17 protein-coding genes are annotated in these 17,608 nt (G+C 59.1%); 10 read left to right on the top strand and 7 right to left on the bottom strand.

Annotation, left to right across the window (positions count from 1 at the left end; all coding sequences use genetic code 11):
- The first annotated feature begins 8 nt into the window (after positions 1-8).
- The 9 genes from mutM to gyrB all read left to right on the top strand — a co-directional run bounded on the left by mutM (position 9) and on the right by gyrB (position 10,072).
- Positions 9-860 (top strand): bifunctional DNA-formamidopyrimidine glycosylase/DNA-(apurinic or apyrimidinic site) lyase, encoded by an 852-nt coding sequence (gene mutM, locus V8J84_RS00360; RefSeq protein WP_339927506.1) that lies wholly within the window; start codon positions 9-11, stop codon positions 858-860.
- Positions 861-923: 63 nt separating this feature from the next.
- On the top strand, positions 924-1,700 hold the full coding sequence (locus V8J84_RS00355) for an enoyl-CoA hydratase (RefSeq protein ID WP_339927505.1): 777 nt from the start codon (positions 924-926) through the stop codon (positions 1,698-1,700).
- 168 nt (positions 1,701-1,868) lie between these two features.
- Positions 1,869-2,132 carry a 30S ribosomal protein S20 gene (rpsT, locus tag V8J84_RS00350; protein ID WP_339927504.1) on the top strand — a complete coding sequence of 88 codons (264 nt, stop codon included), beginning with the start codon at positions 1,869-1,871 and terminating at the stop codon, positions 2,130-2,132.
- A 580-nt stretch (positions 2,133-2,712) separates the two neighbouring features.
- On the top strand, positions 2,713-4,059 hold the full coding sequence (gene dnaA, locus V8J84_RS00345; protein WP_339927503.1) for a chromosomal replication initiator protein DnaA: 1,347 nt from the start codon (positions 2,713-2,715) through the stop codon (positions 4,057-4,059).
- Between the two features lie 105 nt (positions 4,060-4,164).
- Positions 4,165-5,283 carry a DNA polymerase III subunit beta gene (dnaN, locus tag V8J84_RS00340; protein ID WP_339927502.1) on the top strand — a complete coding sequence of 373 codons (1,119 nt, stop codon included), beginning with the start codon at positions 4,165-4,167 and terminating at the stop codon, positions 5,281-5,283.
- An 88-nt stretch (positions 5,284-5,371) separates the two neighbouring features.
- Positions 5,372-6,490 carry a DNA replication/repair protein RecF gene (gene recF / locus V8J84_RS00335; RefSeq protein ID WP_339927500.1) on the top strand — a complete coding sequence of 373 codons (1,119 nt, stop codon included), beginning with the start codon at positions 5,372-5,374 and terminating at the stop codon, positions 6,488-6,490.
- Positions 6,487-6,939 (top strand): VOC family protein, encoded by a 453-nt coding sequence (locus V8J84_RS00330; protein ID WP_445285945.1) that lies wholly within the window; start codon positions 6,487-6,489, stop codon positions 6,937-6,939. The genes recF and V8J84_RS00330 overlap by 4 nt, the downstream gene beginning before the upstream one ends.
- Before the next feature lie 15 nt (positions 6,940-6,954).
- Positions 6,955-7,575 (top strand): LysE family translocator, encoded by a 621-nt coding sequence (locus V8J84_RS00325; protein ID WP_339927499.1) that lies wholly within the window; start codon positions 6,955-6,957, stop codon positions 7,573-7,575.
- A gap of 79 nt (positions 7,576-7,654) precedes the next feature.
- Positions 7,655-10,072: a DNA topoisomerase (ATP-hydrolyzing) subunit B gene (gene gyrB / locus V8J84_RS00320; RefSeq protein WP_339927498.1), complete on the top strand. Its 2,418-nt coding sequence runs from the start codon at positions 7,655-7,657 to the stop codon at positions 10,070-10,072.
- Here gyrB and V8J84_RS00315 read toward each other — a convergent pair.
- The 7 genes from V8J84_RS00315 to V8J84_RS00285 form a co-directional block, all read right to left on the bottom strand.
- Positions 10,069-10,896: a metal ABC transporter permease gene (locus V8J84_RS00315; protein WP_339927497.1), complete on the bottom strand. Its 828-nt coding sequence runs from the start codon at positions 10,894-10,896 to the stop codon at positions 10,069-10,071. The genes gyrB and V8J84_RS00315 overlap by 4 nt on opposite strands.
- Positions 10,896-11,744 carry a metal ABC transporter permease gene (locus V8J84_RS00310; protein WP_339927496.1) on the bottom strand — a complete coding sequence of 283 codons (849 nt, stop codon included), beginning with the start codon at positions 11,742-11,744 and terminating at the stop codon, positions 10,896-10,898. Before V8J84_RS00310 ends, V8J84_RS00315 begins: the two co-directional genes overlap by 1 nt.
- Positions 11,741-12,577 (bottom strand): manganese/iron ABC transporter ATP-binding protein, encoded by an 837-nt coding sequence (locus V8J84_RS00305; RefSeq protein WP_339927495.1) that lies wholly within the window; start codon positions 12,575-12,577, stop codon positions 11,741-11,743. The genes V8J84_RS00310 and V8J84_RS00305 overlap by 4 nt, the downstream gene beginning before the upstream one ends.
- Positions 12,570-13,451, bottom strand: coding sequence for a metal ABC transporter substrate-binding protein (locus V8J84_RS00300; RefSeq protein ID WP_339929018.1), 882 nt, complete (start codon positions 13,449-13,451; stop codon positions 12,570-12,572). The genes V8J84_RS00305 and V8J84_RS00300 overlap by 8 nt, the downstream gene beginning before the upstream one ends.
- Positions 13,452-13,547: 96 nt before the next feature.
- Positions 13,548-14,585 carry an AbrB family transcriptional regulator gene (locus tag V8J84_RS00295; protein WP_339927493.1) on the bottom strand — a complete coding sequence of 346 codons (1,038 nt, stop codon included), beginning with the start codon at positions 14,583-14,585 and terminating at the stop codon, positions 13,548-13,550.
- 3 nt (positions 14,586-14,588) lie between these two features.
- Positions 14,589-15,494, bottom strand: coding sequence for an oxygen-dependent tRNA uridine(34) hydroxylase TrhO (trhO, locus tag V8J84_RS00290; RefSeq protein WP_339927491.1), 906 nt, complete (start codon positions 15,492-15,494; stop codon positions 14,589-14,591).
- Between the two features lie 91 nt (positions 15,495-15,585).
- Positions 15,586-16,842 (bottom strand): Hsp70 family protein, encoded by a 1,257-nt coding sequence (locus V8J84_RS00285; protein ID WP_339927490.1) that lies wholly within the window; start codon positions 16,840-16,842, stop codon positions 15,586-15,588.
- 119 nt (positions 16,843-16,961) lie between these two features.
- On the opposite strand from V8J84_RS00285, the gene pncA reads away from it, so the two are divergent.
- Positions 16,962-17,552 carry a bifunctional nicotinamidase/pyrazinamidase gene (pncA, locus tag V8J84_RS00280; RefSeq protein ID WP_339927488.1) on the top strand — a complete coding sequence of 197 codons (591 nt, stop codon included), beginning with the start codon at positions 16,962-16,964 and terminating at the stop codon, positions 17,550-17,552.
- Positions 17,553-17,608: the final 56 nt, after the last annotated feature.

Here is a 17,608-nt window from a genome sequence, read left to right as displayed (position 1 = left end):
GCGCTCTTATGCCCGAACTACCAGAGGTCGAAACGGTCCGCCGCGGGCTTGCCCCCGTGATGGAGGGGGCCGTGATTGCGCGCGCGGAGGTGAACCGCCCCGATCTGCGTTGGCCCTTTCCCGATGACATGGCCGCACGGTTGGAAGGGCAGCAGGTGGAACGGCTAAGGCGGCGCTCAAAGTATATTCTGGCCGACCTGTCAGGCGGCGAAAGCCTGCTGATCCATTTGGGCATGTCGGGGCGGATGCTGATCTCTGGTCATACGGTGGGTGACTTCTTTCACGACCATCCCGCACCCGCCAAACACGATCACGTTGTGCTGCACATGGGCAATGGCGCGCGGATCACGTTCAACGATGCGCGGCGCTTTGGCGCGATGGACCTGATGAATACGGTGAATGAGACCGATCACTGGTTGATCCGGTCCCTTGGACCCGAGCCGCTGGGTAACGCCTTTGATGAAGACTACCTGATCCAGCAACTCAAAGGGCGCAACACGCCGATCAAAACCGCATTATTGGATCAGAGAATCGTTTCGGGCCTCGGCAATATCTACGTGTGCGAGGTGCTGTTCCGTGCCGGCATCCATCCCGCGCGTAAGGCCGGGCGGATCAGTGCGGCGCGTGTTGCGACCCTTGTCCCGTTGATCCGGCAGGTGCTGACAGAGGCGATTGACGCAGGTGGTTCATCGCTGCGCGACTTCCGGCAAGCGGATGGCGAGTTGGGCTATTTCCAGCATGTCTTTCAGGTCTACGATCAAGAGGATCAGCCCTGCGCGACACCGGGTTGTGACAAGACGATCAAACGCATCGTGCAGTCGGGGCGCTCCAGCTTCTTCTGTCCGCAATGCCAAAGATAACTTGAAAGCCGCGCGCCATCAGGTCATCACATTGGTCTGACATGCGGCAAAGGGACCAATCACATGGCCTATGAAACCATCATCGTGGATGTATCGGACTACGTGGCGACGATAACGCTGAACCGGCCAGACGCGCTGAATGCCCTGAACCAGAAATTGTTGGGCGAATTGTGCGCAGCTTTGGAAGAGGCAGATGCGAGCGACAAGGTGCGCTGCATCGTGGTCACGGGTTCGGAAAAGGCGTTTGCGGCAGGGGCCGACATCACCGAAATGGCCGAGCAAAGCTTTGTCGATATGTTCAACAGCCGGTTTTTTGGCCCCGAGATGGACAAGATCAATGGCACCCGCAAACCGATCATCGCCGCCGTGGCAGGCTATGCGCTGGGCGGCGGTTGCGAGCTTGCGATGATGTGCGACTTTATCATTGCCGCCGAAACCGCGAAATTCGGTCAGCCCGAGATCAACCTTGGCGTCATCGCCGGCATGGGCGGATCGCAGCGTCTGACTCGCTTTGTCGGGAAGTCGAAGTCGATGGACATGCACCTGACGGGGCGGTTCATGGACGCCGAAGAGGCAGAGCGCTCCGGTCTGGTGTCCCGCGTCGTGCCCGCCAAAAAGCTGCTGGACGAGGCGCGCAACGCCGCTGAAAAGATCGCTGAAAAGTCGCAGATCGCCACGATGGCGGTCAAGGATGTGGTTAACCAGTCCTATGAAACGACGATGGCCGCAGGCATCGCCTATGAGCGGCGGATGTTTCAGGCCCTCTTTGCAACCGATGACCAGTCCGAAGGTATGGCTGCGTTTTCGGAAAAGCGTGACGCACAGTTCCGCGACAAATAACGCGCGTTTGAGGCTTTTCTTTTTGGGCGCGTCGGCCTATACGCCGCGTCAGACATGCGTGTGAGGTCCGCTTTGACCAGAATCAGCCGGTAACAAACCCGGTCGGGCCTTTGACGCTATATATTTTTAATGTGCCCGACACGGGCCTTGATACGGACGAGACACAACATGGCAAATACTCCACAGTCGAAGAAGCGCGCCCGCCAGAACGAAGCCCGCTTTGCAGTCAACAAAATGCGCCGCTCGCGCATCCGCACGCACCTGCGCGCTGTTGAAGAAGCAATCGCAAGCGGTGACAAGGATGCAGCAGCAGCAGCACTGAAGGCGGCACAGCCTGAATTGATGCGCGGTGTGACCAAAGGCGTCTACCACAAGAACACAGCCGCACGGAAAATGTCGCGTCTGGCATCGCGGGTCAAAGCCATCGGCTGACCTTGGGGCAGGTGGTGCATTTCCGCCGCTCATTGTTTGATTTGTGAAAGCGCGCCCCACGGGGCGCGCTTTTCAGTTTTTGACGATCTTTGTGATTTTTTAAGTTGTTTCAAAGCCTCCGGAGATTCTTTTCGGGCAGGGTCAGAGTCAAGCGTGTTGTTGTGTTGAACCGGTCGCTTCCACCTTGCTAGGTTGTCCATGCGATTCACATCGTTCCGGGGGGACATGACGGGAATGCGCGAAGGATGAACATGGCCGCATAGGTCTTATTTCTTTGTGTTTCCGCATGCAAACAGGGCTGCTCGGCTGGCGCAGATGCGCCGCTGCCATTCAGTTGTTTGTGTCAGTATCGGGTTGGTCACTGCTCCAATCCGCGTGCGCGTTTTGTCCGGCTTTTGACCGGTTTGTGAGAGGCACGGAAACCCGTGACCGACCACAGATTGGTATATTGGCAAGTGTGGCCGAGGGGGCCTGTCCATTGGACAGATCGGCCATCTTTTGTCCGGCGCGATGTGATCACACGAGCGAGAGGTGTGGGGCCTCTTTTGGGACAGATTTTGGTGGATCGGGCTGAGGTAATATGACGGACGGATTATGGGCGCAGGTGTTGGGTGAATTGCGGGGGGCTGTCGGCAAGAACAGCTACTCAAGCTGGATCGAACCCCTGCGACTGGCAGAGCTAGACGGCGGGGTAGCCACCTTCGACGTTCCCACGACTTTCATCGGCAACTACGTCGATCAAAACTTCGGTGATCTGATTAAGCATCATCTGGCCAAGGCAGGCTCTAACGCGCAGCGTCTGCGTTTTGTCGTTCCAGCCAAGACACAGGCCGCGCCCGCTCCAAAACCCAAAGCCGCCAAACCGGCCCCTGTGACCAATCCCGCGATCAGTGGCTCGCCGCTGGATGCGCGCTTTACCTTTGACAGCTTTGTCGTCGGCAAACCCAATGAACTGGCCCATGCCGCCGCACGTCGTGTGGCCGAAGGCGGGCCTGTCACGTTTAACCCGCTGTTTCTTTATGGTGGCGTCGGTCTGGGCAAAACCCACCTGATGCACGCCATCGCCCACGAGCTTCAAACGCGTTCGCCAGAGCTGAACGTGCTGTATCTGTCGGCTGAGCAGTTCATGTACCGCTTCATCACCGCGCTGCGCGACCGCAAGATGATGGACTTCAAATCGCTGTTCCGGTCGGTTGATGTGCTGATGGTCGATGATGTCCAGTTCATCGGCGGCAAGGACAGCACGCAGGAAGAATTCTTTCACACCTTCAATGCGCTGGTCGATGCCGGCAAGCAGATCGTGATTTCTGCCGACCGCGCACCGGGCGAGATCAAGGATCTGGAAGAGCGGATCAAATCCCGCATGCAATGTGGTCTGGTCGTTGACCTGCACCCGACAGATTACGAACTGCGCCTTGGTATCATGCAGACCAAGATGGAAGGCCAGATGAAGCTCTATCCGGACCTTCAGGTCGCACCAGGCGTGCTGGAATTTCTTGCGCATCGCATCACAACCAACGTCCGCGTGCTTGAAGGCGCTTTGACCCGCCTTTTTGCTTTTGCATCGCTTGTCGGGCGTACCATCAGCCTTGAACTGACGCAGGATTGTCTGTCCGACGTGCTCAAGGCATCGGATCGCAAGGTCACGGTTGAGGAAATCCAGCGCAAAGTGGCCGAGCACTACAACATTCGTTTGTCGGACATGATTGGTCCCAAGCGCGTGCGCGTGCTGGCGCGGCCCCGTCAGATGGCGATGTATCTGGCCAAACATATGACAAGCCGGTCGCTGCCGGAAATTGGCCGTCGCTTTGGCGGGCGTGACCACACAACGGTGATGCATGGCGTCCGCAAGATCGAAGAGTTGAAGGCAACAGACAGCCAGATCGCCGATGATCTTGAACTGCTGCGCCGCGCCTTGCGCGAGTGATTTGCCAAACCTGCGGCCCGTCTGGGCACCAGACCTAAAAATAACTTGTAAGGGACGTGAAAACAGGTAGTTTTCACGTCCCAACTGACTTCGGAGCACGGATAAATGAAATTCAGTATTGAACGCGCAAGCCTGCTTAAGGCCGTGGCTCAGGCGCAATCCGTGGTCGAACGCCGCAACACGATCCCGATCCTTGCAAACGTGCTGATCGAGGCACAGGGCGATGACGTGCAGTTCCGCGCAACCGATCTGGATATCGAGGTCGTTGACCGTGCGGATGCCAAGGTTGACCGCGCCGGTGCCACAACCGTGTCAGCTGTCACGTTGAACGAAATTGTCCGCAAACTACCCGACGGCGCATTGGTCACCCTGACCGAAGACGGCGCATCCGGTCGCCTGACAATCGAGGCGGGGCGGTCAAACTTCTCGCTCGCGACCCTGCCCAAAGAAGATTTTCCGGTCATGGCGTCGTCTGAATACGCCGCGAACTTTTCGGCCAAAGCGCCGGATTTGCGCCGCCTGTTCGATAAATCAAAGTTCGCAATCTCGACCGAAGAAACCCGTTACTACCTGAACGGTGTGTATATGCACGTGGCCGACAGCGATGGTGGCAAGGTGCTGCGCTGCGTGGCGACAGACGGTCACCGTTTGGCCCGTATTGATGCGGACCTGCCTGACGGGGCCGCCGACATGGCGGGCGTGATCGTGCCCCGCAAAACCGTGGGCGAGCTGCGCAAGCTGCTGGACGATGACGATATGCAGATCGCGGTGTCCGTGTCCGAGACAAAGATCCGTTTCGCCACGCCCGATATCACGCTGACGTCCAAGGTCATCGACGGCACGTTCCCCGATTACACACGCGTCATCCCGCAGGGCAACACCCGCAAATTGGAAGTGGACGCCGCCGAATTCGCCAAGGCCGTGGACCGTGTGGCCACCGTGTCATCCGAACGTTCGCGTGCGGTCAAACTGGCATTGGACGAAGACCGCCTGATCCTGTCCGTCAACGCGCCCGACAGCGGTGCGGCGGAAGAAGAGCTTGCCGTGGCCTATGGCGACGAGCGGCTGGAGATCGGGTTCAACGCGAAATATCTGCTGGAAATCGCCAGTCAGGTGGACCGCGAAAATGCGGTGTTCATGTTCAACTCGTCCGGCGACCCGACCCTGATGCGCGAAGGCAATGATACTTCCGCGATCTATGTCGTGATGCCGATGCGTGTGTGAGCCGGACCATCTCTGAAACAGACATTGCAGGCACATCCTGCGACGGTCCTTGCGCGCGGGCTTTATGCCAATGCCTGAGGGTTGCCCGATGACCCGGCTTGCCCTGTCGCATCTCACGCTATCACATTTTCGCAGCCACAAACGCGCTGTGCTTGAGGTCGATCCACGGCCCATCGCAATCTATGGCAGCAACGGCGCTGGCAAGACCAACCTGCTCGAGGCGGTATCGCTTTTGTCGCCCGGACGCGGGTTACGTCGTGCGGCGACCGATGATCTGATCCGCAGGCCGGAGGCACTAGGCTGGAAGGTTTCGGCGACCCTGCAATCCCTGCATCAAACGCACGAGGTCGCCACGCAAGCCGAACCCGGCGCATCGCGTCAGGTGCGCATCGATGACAAATCGGCGACGCAGGTGGCGCTCGGGCGGATCGGGCGCGTGCTGTGGCTCGTCCCGTCTATGGACCGGCTCTGGATCGAAGGCGCGGACGGGCGGCGCCGCTTTCTGGACCGCGCCACGCTCAGTTTTGAGCCGATCCACGCTGACGCGGTGCTATCGTATGAAAAGGCGATGCGCGAACGCAATCGCCTGCTCAAGGATATGGTCCGCGATGCCCATTGGTATGCAGCACTTGAACGGCAAATGGCTGATGCTGGTGCGAAAATACACGCCAACAGGCAGGCCGCTGTTATGGCGCTGAACACCGCGCAAGAGGCCGCGCAAACGGCCTTTCCAACCGCCGCGCTGACCTTGGTTCAGGCCGATCCGCCCTTGCCGGACCCTGATGATCCATCGTGCCTGCTGGATGCTTTTGCGCAAAACCGCGGGCGCGATATGGCCGCAGGTCGAACATTGATTGGTCCGCACAGGTCGGACTTGCAGGCCGTTTATGCGGCCAAGGGCGTTGCCGCGAAGGACTGTTCGACTGGTGAACAAAAGGCGCTATTGATCAGCCTGATCCTTGCCAACGGGCGGGCGCTGGCCCGCGATTTTGGCGCGCCGCCGATCCTTTTGCTGGATGAGGTGGCAGCCCACCTTGACGCGGGCCGCCGCGCGGCACTTTATGACGAGATATGCGCGCTGGGCGCACAGGCGTGGATGACAGGCACGGGGCCGGAATTGTTCGGCGAACTGGACAGCCGCGCGCAATACGTCGAAGTCAGCGATGAAGAAGGCCGATCAACGGTGCAACAAAAGGAAAAGCCATGACAGACCTGCCGGTTCAGCGCGTCAGTGTGATCACTTTGGGCGTCGCCGATCTGGCGGTGTCGCGTAAATTCTACGGCGATATGGGCTGGGTGCCGCGTGACGAGGTGCCCGGAAAGGTCATCTTTTACCAGATCGCCGGCAGTGTCTTTGGGCTATTCCCGCATGATGAACTTGCCAAGGATCAGGGCCGCGAAGGCGCGACACTTGGCACTGGGGCGATCACGCTGGCCCATAATCACCGGTCCGAGGCCGAAGTTGACGCTGCTTACACCAAGGCCATTGCAGCCGGTGCAACAGCCTTGAAAGCGCCGGAAAAGACGTTCTGGGGCGGCTACGCAGGGTATTACGCCGATCCCGACGGTCACCCGTGGGAGGTGGCGTTCAATCCGTTCTGGGATCTTGACGATGAAGGTCGCCAAATCCTGCCGGACCCTACCGAAACGGCGTAAGACGCGGACCAGACCATGACAATCTCAATCGCTGACCTGTTGCTTTACGCTGGTGCCCTTCTGGTGCTGTTCCTGACGCCGGGGCCCGTCTGGGTCGCGCTTGTTGCGCGCACGTTGTCGGGTGGGTTTCAGGCCGCGTGGCCGCTGGCTTTGGGCGTTGTCGTGGGGGACGTGCTTTGGCCGCTGCTGGCCATCCTGGGTGTCTCGTGGATCGTGTCGGTCTATGCCGATTTCATGCTTGTTCTCAAATGGATAGCGGTGCTGACCTTTATCCTGATGGGCGTGGCGGTCATCCGGTCGGCGGACAAAACCATCGCCTCTGACAGCCGCCTGACACGGCCCGGCATGTGGGCGGCATTTCTGGCAGGGCTGGCCGTGATCCTTGGCAATCCCAAGGCTGTTTTGTTCTACATGGGGATGTTGCCGGGCTTCTTTGACCTGACGATCCTGACATGGATCGACATCGCCGCGATCTGCTTTTTGTCGTTTCTGGTGCCCCTGATCGGCAACCTTGTACTGGCCGCCTCCATTGGACGTGCGCGGGCGCTTTTGACATCTCCAACGGCGTTACGACGCACCAATCTTACAGCCGGTTTTCTACTGATCGGCGTGGGGCTGATTATCCCCTTCACCTGACACAAAATATAGGGGTTTCGCCGTGACAAGTGCTGCAAAAACGCATATATTTTGCGGGTAAAGCAGCGGGAAAAACGCCATGTCAGAAGAGCAGCCGAACAACGCCGAATATGGCGCCGATTCTATCAAGGTTTTGAAGGGCTTAGACGCTGTTCGCAAGCGTCCGGGCATGTATATCGGCGACACCGACGACGGCTCTGGTCTGCACCACATGGTCTACGAGGCCGTGGACAACGGCATTGACGAGGCTTTGGCCGGACACGCGGACCACGTCAGCGTGAAAATCCACGCCGATAATTCGGTTTCTGTGGGTGATAACGGGCGCGGTATCCCCGTCGACATGCACAAGGAAGAGGGCATCTCGGCGGCCGAGGTCATCATGACCCAACTGCACGCTGGCGGTAAGTTCGACAGCAACTCCTACAAGGTCTCGGGCGGTCTGCACGGCGTCGGCATCTCGGTGGTGAACGCGCTGTCCGACTGGCTGGAACTGCGCATCTGGCGCAACGACAAGGAACACTACTGTCGGTTTGAAGACAGTGTCACTACCAAGTCGCTTGAGGTGGTTGGCCCCGCAAATGGCCGCAAAGGCACCGAGGTGCGTTTTCTGGCGTCGACAGAGACATTCTCGAACCTCGATTACTCCTTTGACACGCTGGAAAAACGTTTGCGCGAACTGGCGTTCCTGAACTCCGGCGTGCGGATCATTCTGGAAGACGAACGCCCCGCAGAGCCGCTGCGCACAGAGCTGTTCTATGAAGGCGGCGTAAAAGAATTTGTGAAATACATTGACCGGTCCAAGACCGCCGTGATGCCCGAACCGATCTACGTGATCGGCGAAAAGGATGACATCGGGGTCGAGGTCGCGATGTGGTGGAACGACAGCTACAACGAAATGGTGCTGCCGTTTACCAACAACATCCCGCAGCGCGATGGCGGCACGCATATGGCGGGCTTCCGCGGTGCGTTGACCCGCACGATCAACGCCTACGCGCAGTCGTCGGGCATCGCGAAAAAGGAAAAGGTCAGCTTTACGGGTGACGACGCCCGCGAAGGTCTGACCTGCGTGCTGTCTGTCAAAGTGCCGGACCCCAAATTCTCGTCCCAGACCAAGGACAAGCTGGTTTCGTCCGAGGTGCGCCCAGCGGTGGAATCGCTTGTCGGAGAAAAGCTGTCGGAGTGGTTTGAGGAAAACCCGAACGAAGCACGCATGATCGTGTCCAAAATCGTTGAGGCCGCACTGGCCCGCGAGGCGGCCCGCAAAGCCCGCGAATTGACCCGTCGCAAGAACCCGATGGATGTGAACTTCCTTGCTGGAAAGTTGAAGGATTGTTCCGAAAAAGACCCATCCAAAACCGAAGTCTTCCTCGTCGAGGGTGATAGCGCCGGTGGGTCTGCCCAAACGGGTCGTGATCGTCAGACGCAGGCCATCCTGCCGCTGAAAGGTAAAATCCTGAACGTCGAACGCGCCCGTTTTGACCGGATGCTGGGTAGCCAAGAGATCGGCAACCTTGTCATGGCGCTTGGCACCGGCATTGGCCGCGATGAATTCGACATCAGCAAGCTGCGCTACCACAAGGTTGTCATCATGACGGACGCCGACGTGGACGGCGCGCACATCCGCACGCTGTTGCTGACGTTCTTCTTCCGCCAGATGCCCGAACTGATCGAAGGCGGCTACCTCTACATCGCGCAGCCGCCGCTTTACAAAGTGTCGCGCGGCAAATCCGAGGTCTACCTCAAGGATCAGGCCGAGATGGAAAGCTACCTGATCGATCAGGGTATCGACGGTGCGATGCTGCGGCAGGGCAACGGTGAGGAGATCACGGGCAACGACCTGCGCCGCATTGTGGAAGAGGCAAGACAGCTCAAGCGCGTGCTTGACGCTTTCCCAACCCACTACCCGCGTCACATTCTGGAGCAGGCTGCGATTGCCGGTGCATTTGTTCAAGGCGCCGTGGACCGCGATTTGCAGGGCGTGGCCGACAAGGTCGCCGCACGTCTGGACCTGATCGCGCTGGAATGGGAACGCGGCTGGGCTGGTCGCATCACACAAGACAAGGGTATCCGCCTTGCGCGCATCCTGCGCGGTGTGGAAGAAGTCCGCACGCTGGACGGTCAGATGCTTCGTTCAGGTGAGGCGCGCCGCTCTGGCAGCTTCACCCAGTCGCTGCAAGACGTCTACGGCCTTCCAGCCACGCTGAACCGCAAGGATCGCAGCCAGATCATCCACGGCCCACTTGATCTGCTGAACGCGATCCTGACCGAGGGTGAGAAAGGCCTGTCGCTGCAACGCTACAAAGGTCTGGGCGAAATGAACCCCGATCAGCTTTGGGAAACCACGCTGGACCCTGACGCACGCACGCTGTTGCAAGTCAAGGTCGAGGATCTGGCCGAGGCTGATGATCTGTTCACCAAGCTGATGGGCGATGTGGTTGAACCGCGCCGCGAGTTTATCCAGACCAACGCGCTGTCGGTCGAAAACCTCGACTTCTAAGCCTTGGCAGATGCGGCGCGGGTGATCATCACGCGCCGCACGAATGCCACTACGAAGATTGCTGTTAGGACCAACACGATTGTTGGTGCAGGTGCGCTGTCGATGAAAAAGCTGATGTAGGCCCCTGTCAGCATGGACGCCGTGCAGACCAGCACCGCAATGACCAGCATCCAGCCAAAGCTGCGCACAAGTAAAAACGCAATCGCACCCGGTGTGATCAGCAGCGCCACCGCAAGAATAAGCCCGACGGACGACAGTGTGGCCACGATGGTCAGCGACAGAATTGTCAACAATCCATAGTGCAGCCACGATGTGCGCAGACCCGATGCCTGTGCTTGCGCCGGATCAAAGGCTTGCAGCAAGAAATCACGCCACTTCACGATCAGCACGGCACATGACCCAAGCGCAATGATGCCAGCGGTCCAAAGATCGCCCGAGCCAACACCCAGCATATTGCCGAACAGGATATGGTCCAGATGCATGTCGCTGGGAAACGCGGTGAACAGAATGATCCCCAAAGCGAACATGCCCGAAAACACGACACCCATCACCGTGTCCTCTTTCACGCGGCTGTTGGTGGACAGATAGCCCGTCAGCAGCGCGCAGGTCATGCCCGCGCCAAACGCCCCGATCAAAAGCGGAATGCCAGCAATATAAGCCAGCACCACGCCCGGCAGGATCGCGTGCGCGACTGCATCGCCCATCAGCGCCCATCCTTTGAGCACCAGAAAGCATGACAAAAGCGCCGTGGGCGGCCCCACGATCAACGCAATCAGGAATGCGTTTTGCATAAACGGGAATTGAAAGGGCAGCAGCCAGTCCATCACAGCACCTCCGCCGCGCGACGCCGCGCCGCGAGCAATCCGTGTGTGGGGGCAAAGATGAACGCAAGCAGGAAGATCGCCGTTTGAACCGCGACAATCACACCGCCTGTCGCCCCGTTCAGGAAGAAGCTGGCGTAAGCCCCGACGAAACTCGTCACCGTCCCGATTGCCACGGACAGGATCAAAAGCCGCTCGAACCGGTCACACAACAAATACGCCGTGGCCCCGGGTGTGACGACCAGCGCAATTACCAGAAACGCGCCCACGGTCTGCATCGCTGCCACAACGCTGGCGGAAAGCAGGATGAAAAACACCGCCTTGAGGATATCTGGCCGAAGCCCAATCGCGCGCGCATGATCTTCGTCGAAAAAGACGACCATCAGGTCTTTCCACTTCAACAGCAGCACTGACAGTGACACGACGCCGATGATGACCAGTTGCAAAGTGTCCGACGGCGTGATCGCAAGGATATTGCCCATCGTGATCGTTTGCACACTGACCGCGATAGGGTTCAGCGATACCATGAACAGGCCAAGCCCGAAGAACGATGTAAAGATGATCCCGATGATGACATCGGTTTTCAGTCCTGACCGTCCGGTCAGAAACAACATCGCGCCAGCAGCCAACCCGCCTGACAGGAACGCGCCCAAGGCAAAGGGCAGGCCCAGCAGATAAGCACCCGCGACACCCGGAACGACTGCGTGGGACAAAGCGTCACCAATCAGCGACCATCCCTTCAACATCAAATAAGCAGACAAAAACGCGCATAAACCGCCTACAAGGGCGGATACCCACATCGCATTAGTCATATATCCATAGCTGAACGGCAGCAAAAGCGTGTCTATCATTCGGGTTTGTCCCCGTAGATCACGAAGGGGCGCTCGTCGTCGGTGATAATGCTCACCTCGCGGGTGTCGTCATCATCGTGCAGATCATCGCCGCCCAGTGTGAAGTGTCGCAGCACGCCGCCAAAGGCCTCTTCCAGATTGTCGCGCGTAAACACATCCTCGGTCAGCCCGTAGGCTGTGACGGTGCCTTTCACCAAAACGGTGCGGTCGCAAAACTCGGGGACAGAGCCAAGATTGTGGGTCGAAACCAGCATCACCCGCCCTTCGTCGCGCAACTCGCGCAAGAGCGCGACGATCTGGTCCTCGGTTTTCACATCAACGCCGGTGAACGGTTCGTCCAGCAGGATAACTTGTCCGTCTTGAGCCAGTGAACGGGCCAGAAAGACGCGTTTGCGTTGGCCGCCGGATAATTCACCAATCTGGCGGTGGCGGTAGTCGCGCATGTTCACGCGGCCCAAGGCCGTATCGACAGCCGCGTGATCTGCGGCGGACGGGCGGCGCAAAAAGCCCATGTGGCCATAGCGGCCCATCATCACCACGTCCTCGACCAGCACGGGAAAGGCCCAGTCGACCTCTTCCGATTGCGGCACATAGGCCACAAGGTTTTCGCGCATGGCATCTTTCACGCTGCGCCCCATCAATGTGATTGTGCCTTTGGCTGCCGGCACAAATCCCATGATCGCCTTGAAAAGCGTCGATTTGCCCGCGCCGTTTACACCGACCAAGGCCGTGACCGTCCCGCGCGGAATTTCAAACGATGCGTCGCGCAAGGCCGTGTGGCCGTTGCGATACGTGACAGTCACGTCGTGCGCGGCAATGCCGGTTTCATTCATCTGCTGTCAAACCCGCTGCCACAGTTTCGGTCGTCACGCGCAGCAGGTCCAGATAGGTCGGCACAGGGCCATCTGCGGTGCTCAGGCTATCGACATAAAGCACACCGCCATAGTCGGCCCCTGTTTCACGCGCCACCTGTTCGGCGGGTGCGGTGTTTACCGTGCTTTCACAAAAGACCACTGGAATGTCGTTGTCGCGCACCCCGTCGATGACCGCACGCACCTGCTGCGGTGTGCCGGTCTGGTCCGCGTTCATCGGCCACAAATACAGCTCTGTCATACCCAGATCGCGGGCCAGATAGCTGAACGCACCTTCGCAGGTAACCAGCCAACGGTCCTCTTCAGGGATCGCCATGATCTGGGCGCGCAGGGGATCAAGTGTTGCATTAATCTGCGCCTTATAGGCCTCGGCGTTGGCCGCATAGATCGCGGCGTTATCGGGGTCCGCATCCGACAGCGCATCGCGGATATTGTCGACGTAGATCATCGCAGCATCCGCGCCGATCCACGCGTGCGGATTGGCTTTGCCCTCGTAAGAACCGCTGGCGATGGATATCGGGTCAATGCCGTCTGACAGAGTGGCCGACGGCACGTCGCCAAGATTGCCGAGGAACTGTTCAAACCATAATTCGAGGTTCAACCCGTTCCACAAGATCAGGTCCGCGTCAGCCGCCCGCACGATGTCTTGCGGCGTTGGGGCATAGCCGTGGATTTCGGCACCCGGCTTGGTCACCGACACCACATCGGCGGCATCACCGGCGACGTTTTGCGCCATATCGGCCAGAACCGTGAATGTAGTGACCACCTTCAGCCGATCCTCCGCCATGGCGGGCAGCGGCAAAAGCAGAAGGGTGGCGATCAGGCAGGCGCGCATGGGGGCAATGTCCTCTTGGCAAAGTCCAGTGATGTAGATGCGACCCATTCGCAACTGTCAAGCCGCTTGCGAATGGTTCTCAAATGCAGATAGGTGTCATCTGCTGCGCGTCAACCGGAACAGGAGAGGCGCAATCGCGATCACAAGCGTGATGCGGATCAGATGCAGCACGGAAACATAGGTCACGTCCTGATCCATCGCCAGCGTCAGCAACGCCATCTCTGTCAGGCCACCGGGGGAATAGGCCAGAAACGCCTGGCTCAGCGACATGCCACTGATCGCAACGATGACCAGCGCAAACAAGACCGCAAAGATTAACATGCCGACCGATGCGACAACGGCAAGTGAAAGATCGCGTGCGATATCTGTGGCTTTTACCCCCACAAAGCGCGACCCGATCACGGTGCCAATCACGATCTGGGCTGTGATGATCATAATGGTCGGTGGCGACACGATCACCCATTCAGCAATGTGTGCGACGGCGCTCAGGATCATGGGGCCAAATACCGGTGCCGCAGGCAGGCGGAGCCATCGGCCCAGATAAACGCCCGCGACTGCGCAAAAGCCAAGAATGGCGTAGTCGCTGATGCTCAGATCATCCAGTGCCACCCATCCGGCGGTGCCTGTGCTGTTCACGCCCAGAAACAGCCCAAAGAAAAGGACGACAAACAAGATGACAATCAAGACACGGGCCGCATGCGCCAGCGCAATCCGTTTTTCGTCGCCGCCTGCCTCGCCGCCCATGATCAGCATTTCATTCAGTCCGCCGGGCATCGCGGCGTAAAATGCGGTCACTGGATCGTATCCGCCGATCTTACGATAGGCCGCATACGACGTGCCCGCCGCGCACATCAGAAAGACGGGGAGCAAAACCAGCGTGGGTATCCAGCCCGTCAGTTGCGCGAACAACGCCACCGTCACCGATGACCCCAGCATCACACCGATCACGGGGATCACGATGGGCCGCATTCTGTCCGGTCCCTTGATCGGCAGACCCAGCATCGCGGCAAGCGTGTTGCCGATCATCGGCCCCAGCATCCACGGCAGCGGCAGGCCCGCAAGGAAGCCGCCCACGCCAAAGATCAGGCTAATCGTCAGGGCCAGCAAAACTTGGCGATGGCCCGAAGCAGTCATGGATTACAATCCGCCAACGTGTTTTTCGCCACGCGCGCGGGCCAGTTGCACCTGCTTTTGCCGTTCGCGGAAACGGGCTTTGTCGGCTTCTGTCGTCTCGTCAACGCAGTGATGACAGGCAACGCCTTCCTCAAACGCGGGGTTGGTGCGGTCAGCGGGCAGGATCGGGCGGCGACAGGCGTGGCACAATTCGTGCGGTCCTTCGCGCAGCCCGTGGCCTACGCTGACCCGCCCGTCAAACACGAAGCATTCGCCGTCCCACGTGCTTTGCTCCTGGGGCACCTCTTCGAGATATTTCAGGATACCACCTTTGAGATGATACACCTCGTCAACACCTTGCCCCATCAGGTAATTCGTAGACTTTTCGCAGCGGATACCGCCGGTGCAGAACATCGCGATCTTCTTGTTGTGAAAGCGGTCTTTGTTCGCCTCCCACCACGCGGGAAACTCGCCAAAGGATTTGGTCTGCGGATCAATCGCGCCGTCAAAGGTGCCGATGGCGACTTCATAGTCATTACGGGTGTCAATTACGGCTACATCGGGGCTGTTGATCAGCGCGTTCCAGTCGGCGGGGTCAACATAGTGTCCGGTGCCCGCCATCGGATCGACATCAGGCTGGCCCATCGTGACGATCTCTTTCTTCAGACGGACTTTCATTCGGTTGAACGGCATCTCGCTGGCGGTGCTTTCCTTGTGCTCCAGATCAGCGCAGCCGGGCAGAGCGTGCAGATGCGCGAGCACCGCGTCAATCCCGCTACGGGTTCCGGCAACCGTGCCGTTCACGCCTTCGCGCGCCAGCAACAGCGTGCCGCCGATCCCGTGGGTCTGACACAGTCCCAAAAGCGGTTCGCGCAAGGCGGCAGGGTCTTCAAAGCGGGTGAAGTGATAGAGGGCTGCAACGATATACATGTCGGATCATTTACGCCTGCCGAAGGTTATCGGCAAGAGGATGGTCGACTGACCTTACCCGTGGGTAAGGTTTTCCTTTGTTAACAGTATATTAATGCTTGGCATCAGCTCGGTCAGCGGCAATCGCGAGACCGTCGGCCACGGCCGTAAACGCCTCGGCCTGTTCCAAGCGGGCCTGCGGAAACAGATCGGCCATCGCGTCGCGGACCACGTGAATCAGGCTCGACCCGCCCACAAAAACCACGGTGCCGATCTGATCGGCAGTGACCTGCGCCCGCGTCAGTGTCTCAGTGGCACAGGTTTTGATTTTGGCCGCATGATCGGCCAATCCATCACGCAGATCGTCTTGTGTCAGATGCGCCCAAAGCCCGCTTTCCAGTACGCGCAGGTCAATGCCTGCTTCTGTTGCGTCGGGCTTGTTGATCTGGATTTTGCCAGCCTCAACCGCAAAGGCCAGATCGTGACCCAGTTCAAGTTCCAACACATCAGCCAGCCGTTTGAACGGTGCAGGATCGACCCCGCGCTTGGCAAAAATCGCCGCCGTGCGCCGCGTGTCGCCGTTGTAAAGGAACGGGATTTTCTCCCAGCTCGCCAGATCGTTAAAGATCGCATTGGGTGCTGTGTAGGTGCCTGCCCCCATGTCGTTTCGGATCGTGCCGCCACGGCCCAGCAAGGGCATGACATGCGCAATCGAGATGGATCTATCAAAGTCGGTGCCGCCAACGCGCACACCGTGGCTGGCGATAATGCGTGTCTCATCACCCTTGCGTTCAAACACGGAAAAGTCGGACGTGCCGCCGCCGATGTCCACGATCAGACCCAGCTTGCCGTGTTGCAGACCACCTGCGGCCAATGCGGCGGCTTCGGGCTCAAAGAGGAAATCAACGCTTTCAAACCCTGCGATGCCATAGGCCTCTTGCAGGTCCAGCAAGGCTTGCGCGTCGCGGGCGTGATCCGTCGAATGAAAATGCACGGGGCGGCCCGACACCGCGTGGCGAAATGTCAGACCTGTGCCAGCTTCGGCCCGTTCGCGGACGGCCCGCAGGAACCGCGCCACCACTTCGATCAGGGTTAGCGTCTCATAGGCCACCTGCCGTTTTTCCCGCATCAGGGGTGTGCCCAGCACGGACTTGAGCGCGCGCATAAACCGCCCCTCGCGTCCGTCAATCAGCGCCGCATTTGCAACCGATCCATAGCTGGTCACCTTGCGCTGCGTGTCGAAAAACACCGACGTCGGCAGGGTTTTCTGACCGGGTTCCACCTCGATCAGATAGGGCTTACCGTTCACCAGCAGCCCCGCTGCGGTGTTGGACGTGCCGAAATCTATGCCAAGCGTTTGCGGGGTCATCGCCGCCTCCTGATGCGAAGGCGCTCGCGATAAGCGACACACGTGCGCAAAGCAACCCGCCGGCGTGACATTCCCGCAGGCATCGCTCAAAATGCCTGCAACAGTGAAAGGACACCCCCATGAAAGCCCTTATCGTCATCGACGTTCAAAACGATTTCTGCCCCGGTGGCGCCTTGGCCGTGAACGGTGGCGACCAGATCGTTGCGGGGATCAATGCCATGATGCCCAAGTTCGAGGCCGTGATCCTGACGCAGGACTGGCATCCGGCAGGACATTCGTCGTTTGCGTCCAGCCATGACGCCGCGCCCATGTCGGTGATTGATATGCCCTATGGCCCGCAGGTTCTATGGCCTGACCACTGTATTCAAGGCAGCGATGGGGCCGCGTTTCATACAGGGCTGAATACCCATGCCGCCGATACGATTGTGCGCAAGGGCTACAACCCTGCCATCGATAGCTACTCCGCCTTCTTTGAGAACGATCACACCACGCCCACAGGCCTGCACGGCTATCTGCAAACGCGGGGGATCAATGATCTGACGCTGGTCGGCCTCGCCACGGATTTCTGCGTGAATTACTCTGCGATTGATGCGGCCCAGCTTGGCTATAACGTGACTGTTCAGCTTGATCTGACGCGCGGGATTGATCTGGACGGATCACTTGCCACGGCCAAGACAGCGATGGAGAAGGCGGGCGTCACCCTTTCGTGACTTGCCGCAAACGCCCCCATTGCGCCTATAGTGGGTGCAAATGAGGGGGACCAATC

This window comes from Yoonia sp. 208BN28-4, assembly GCF_037543925.1.
Taxonomy (GTDB): Bacteria; Pseudomonadota; Alphaproteobacteria; order Rhodobacterales; family Rhodobacteraceae; genus Yoonia.
The sequence above is the reverse complement of the archived record's forward strand: the minus strand, read 5'-3'. Positions and strand labels throughout refer to the sequence as shown.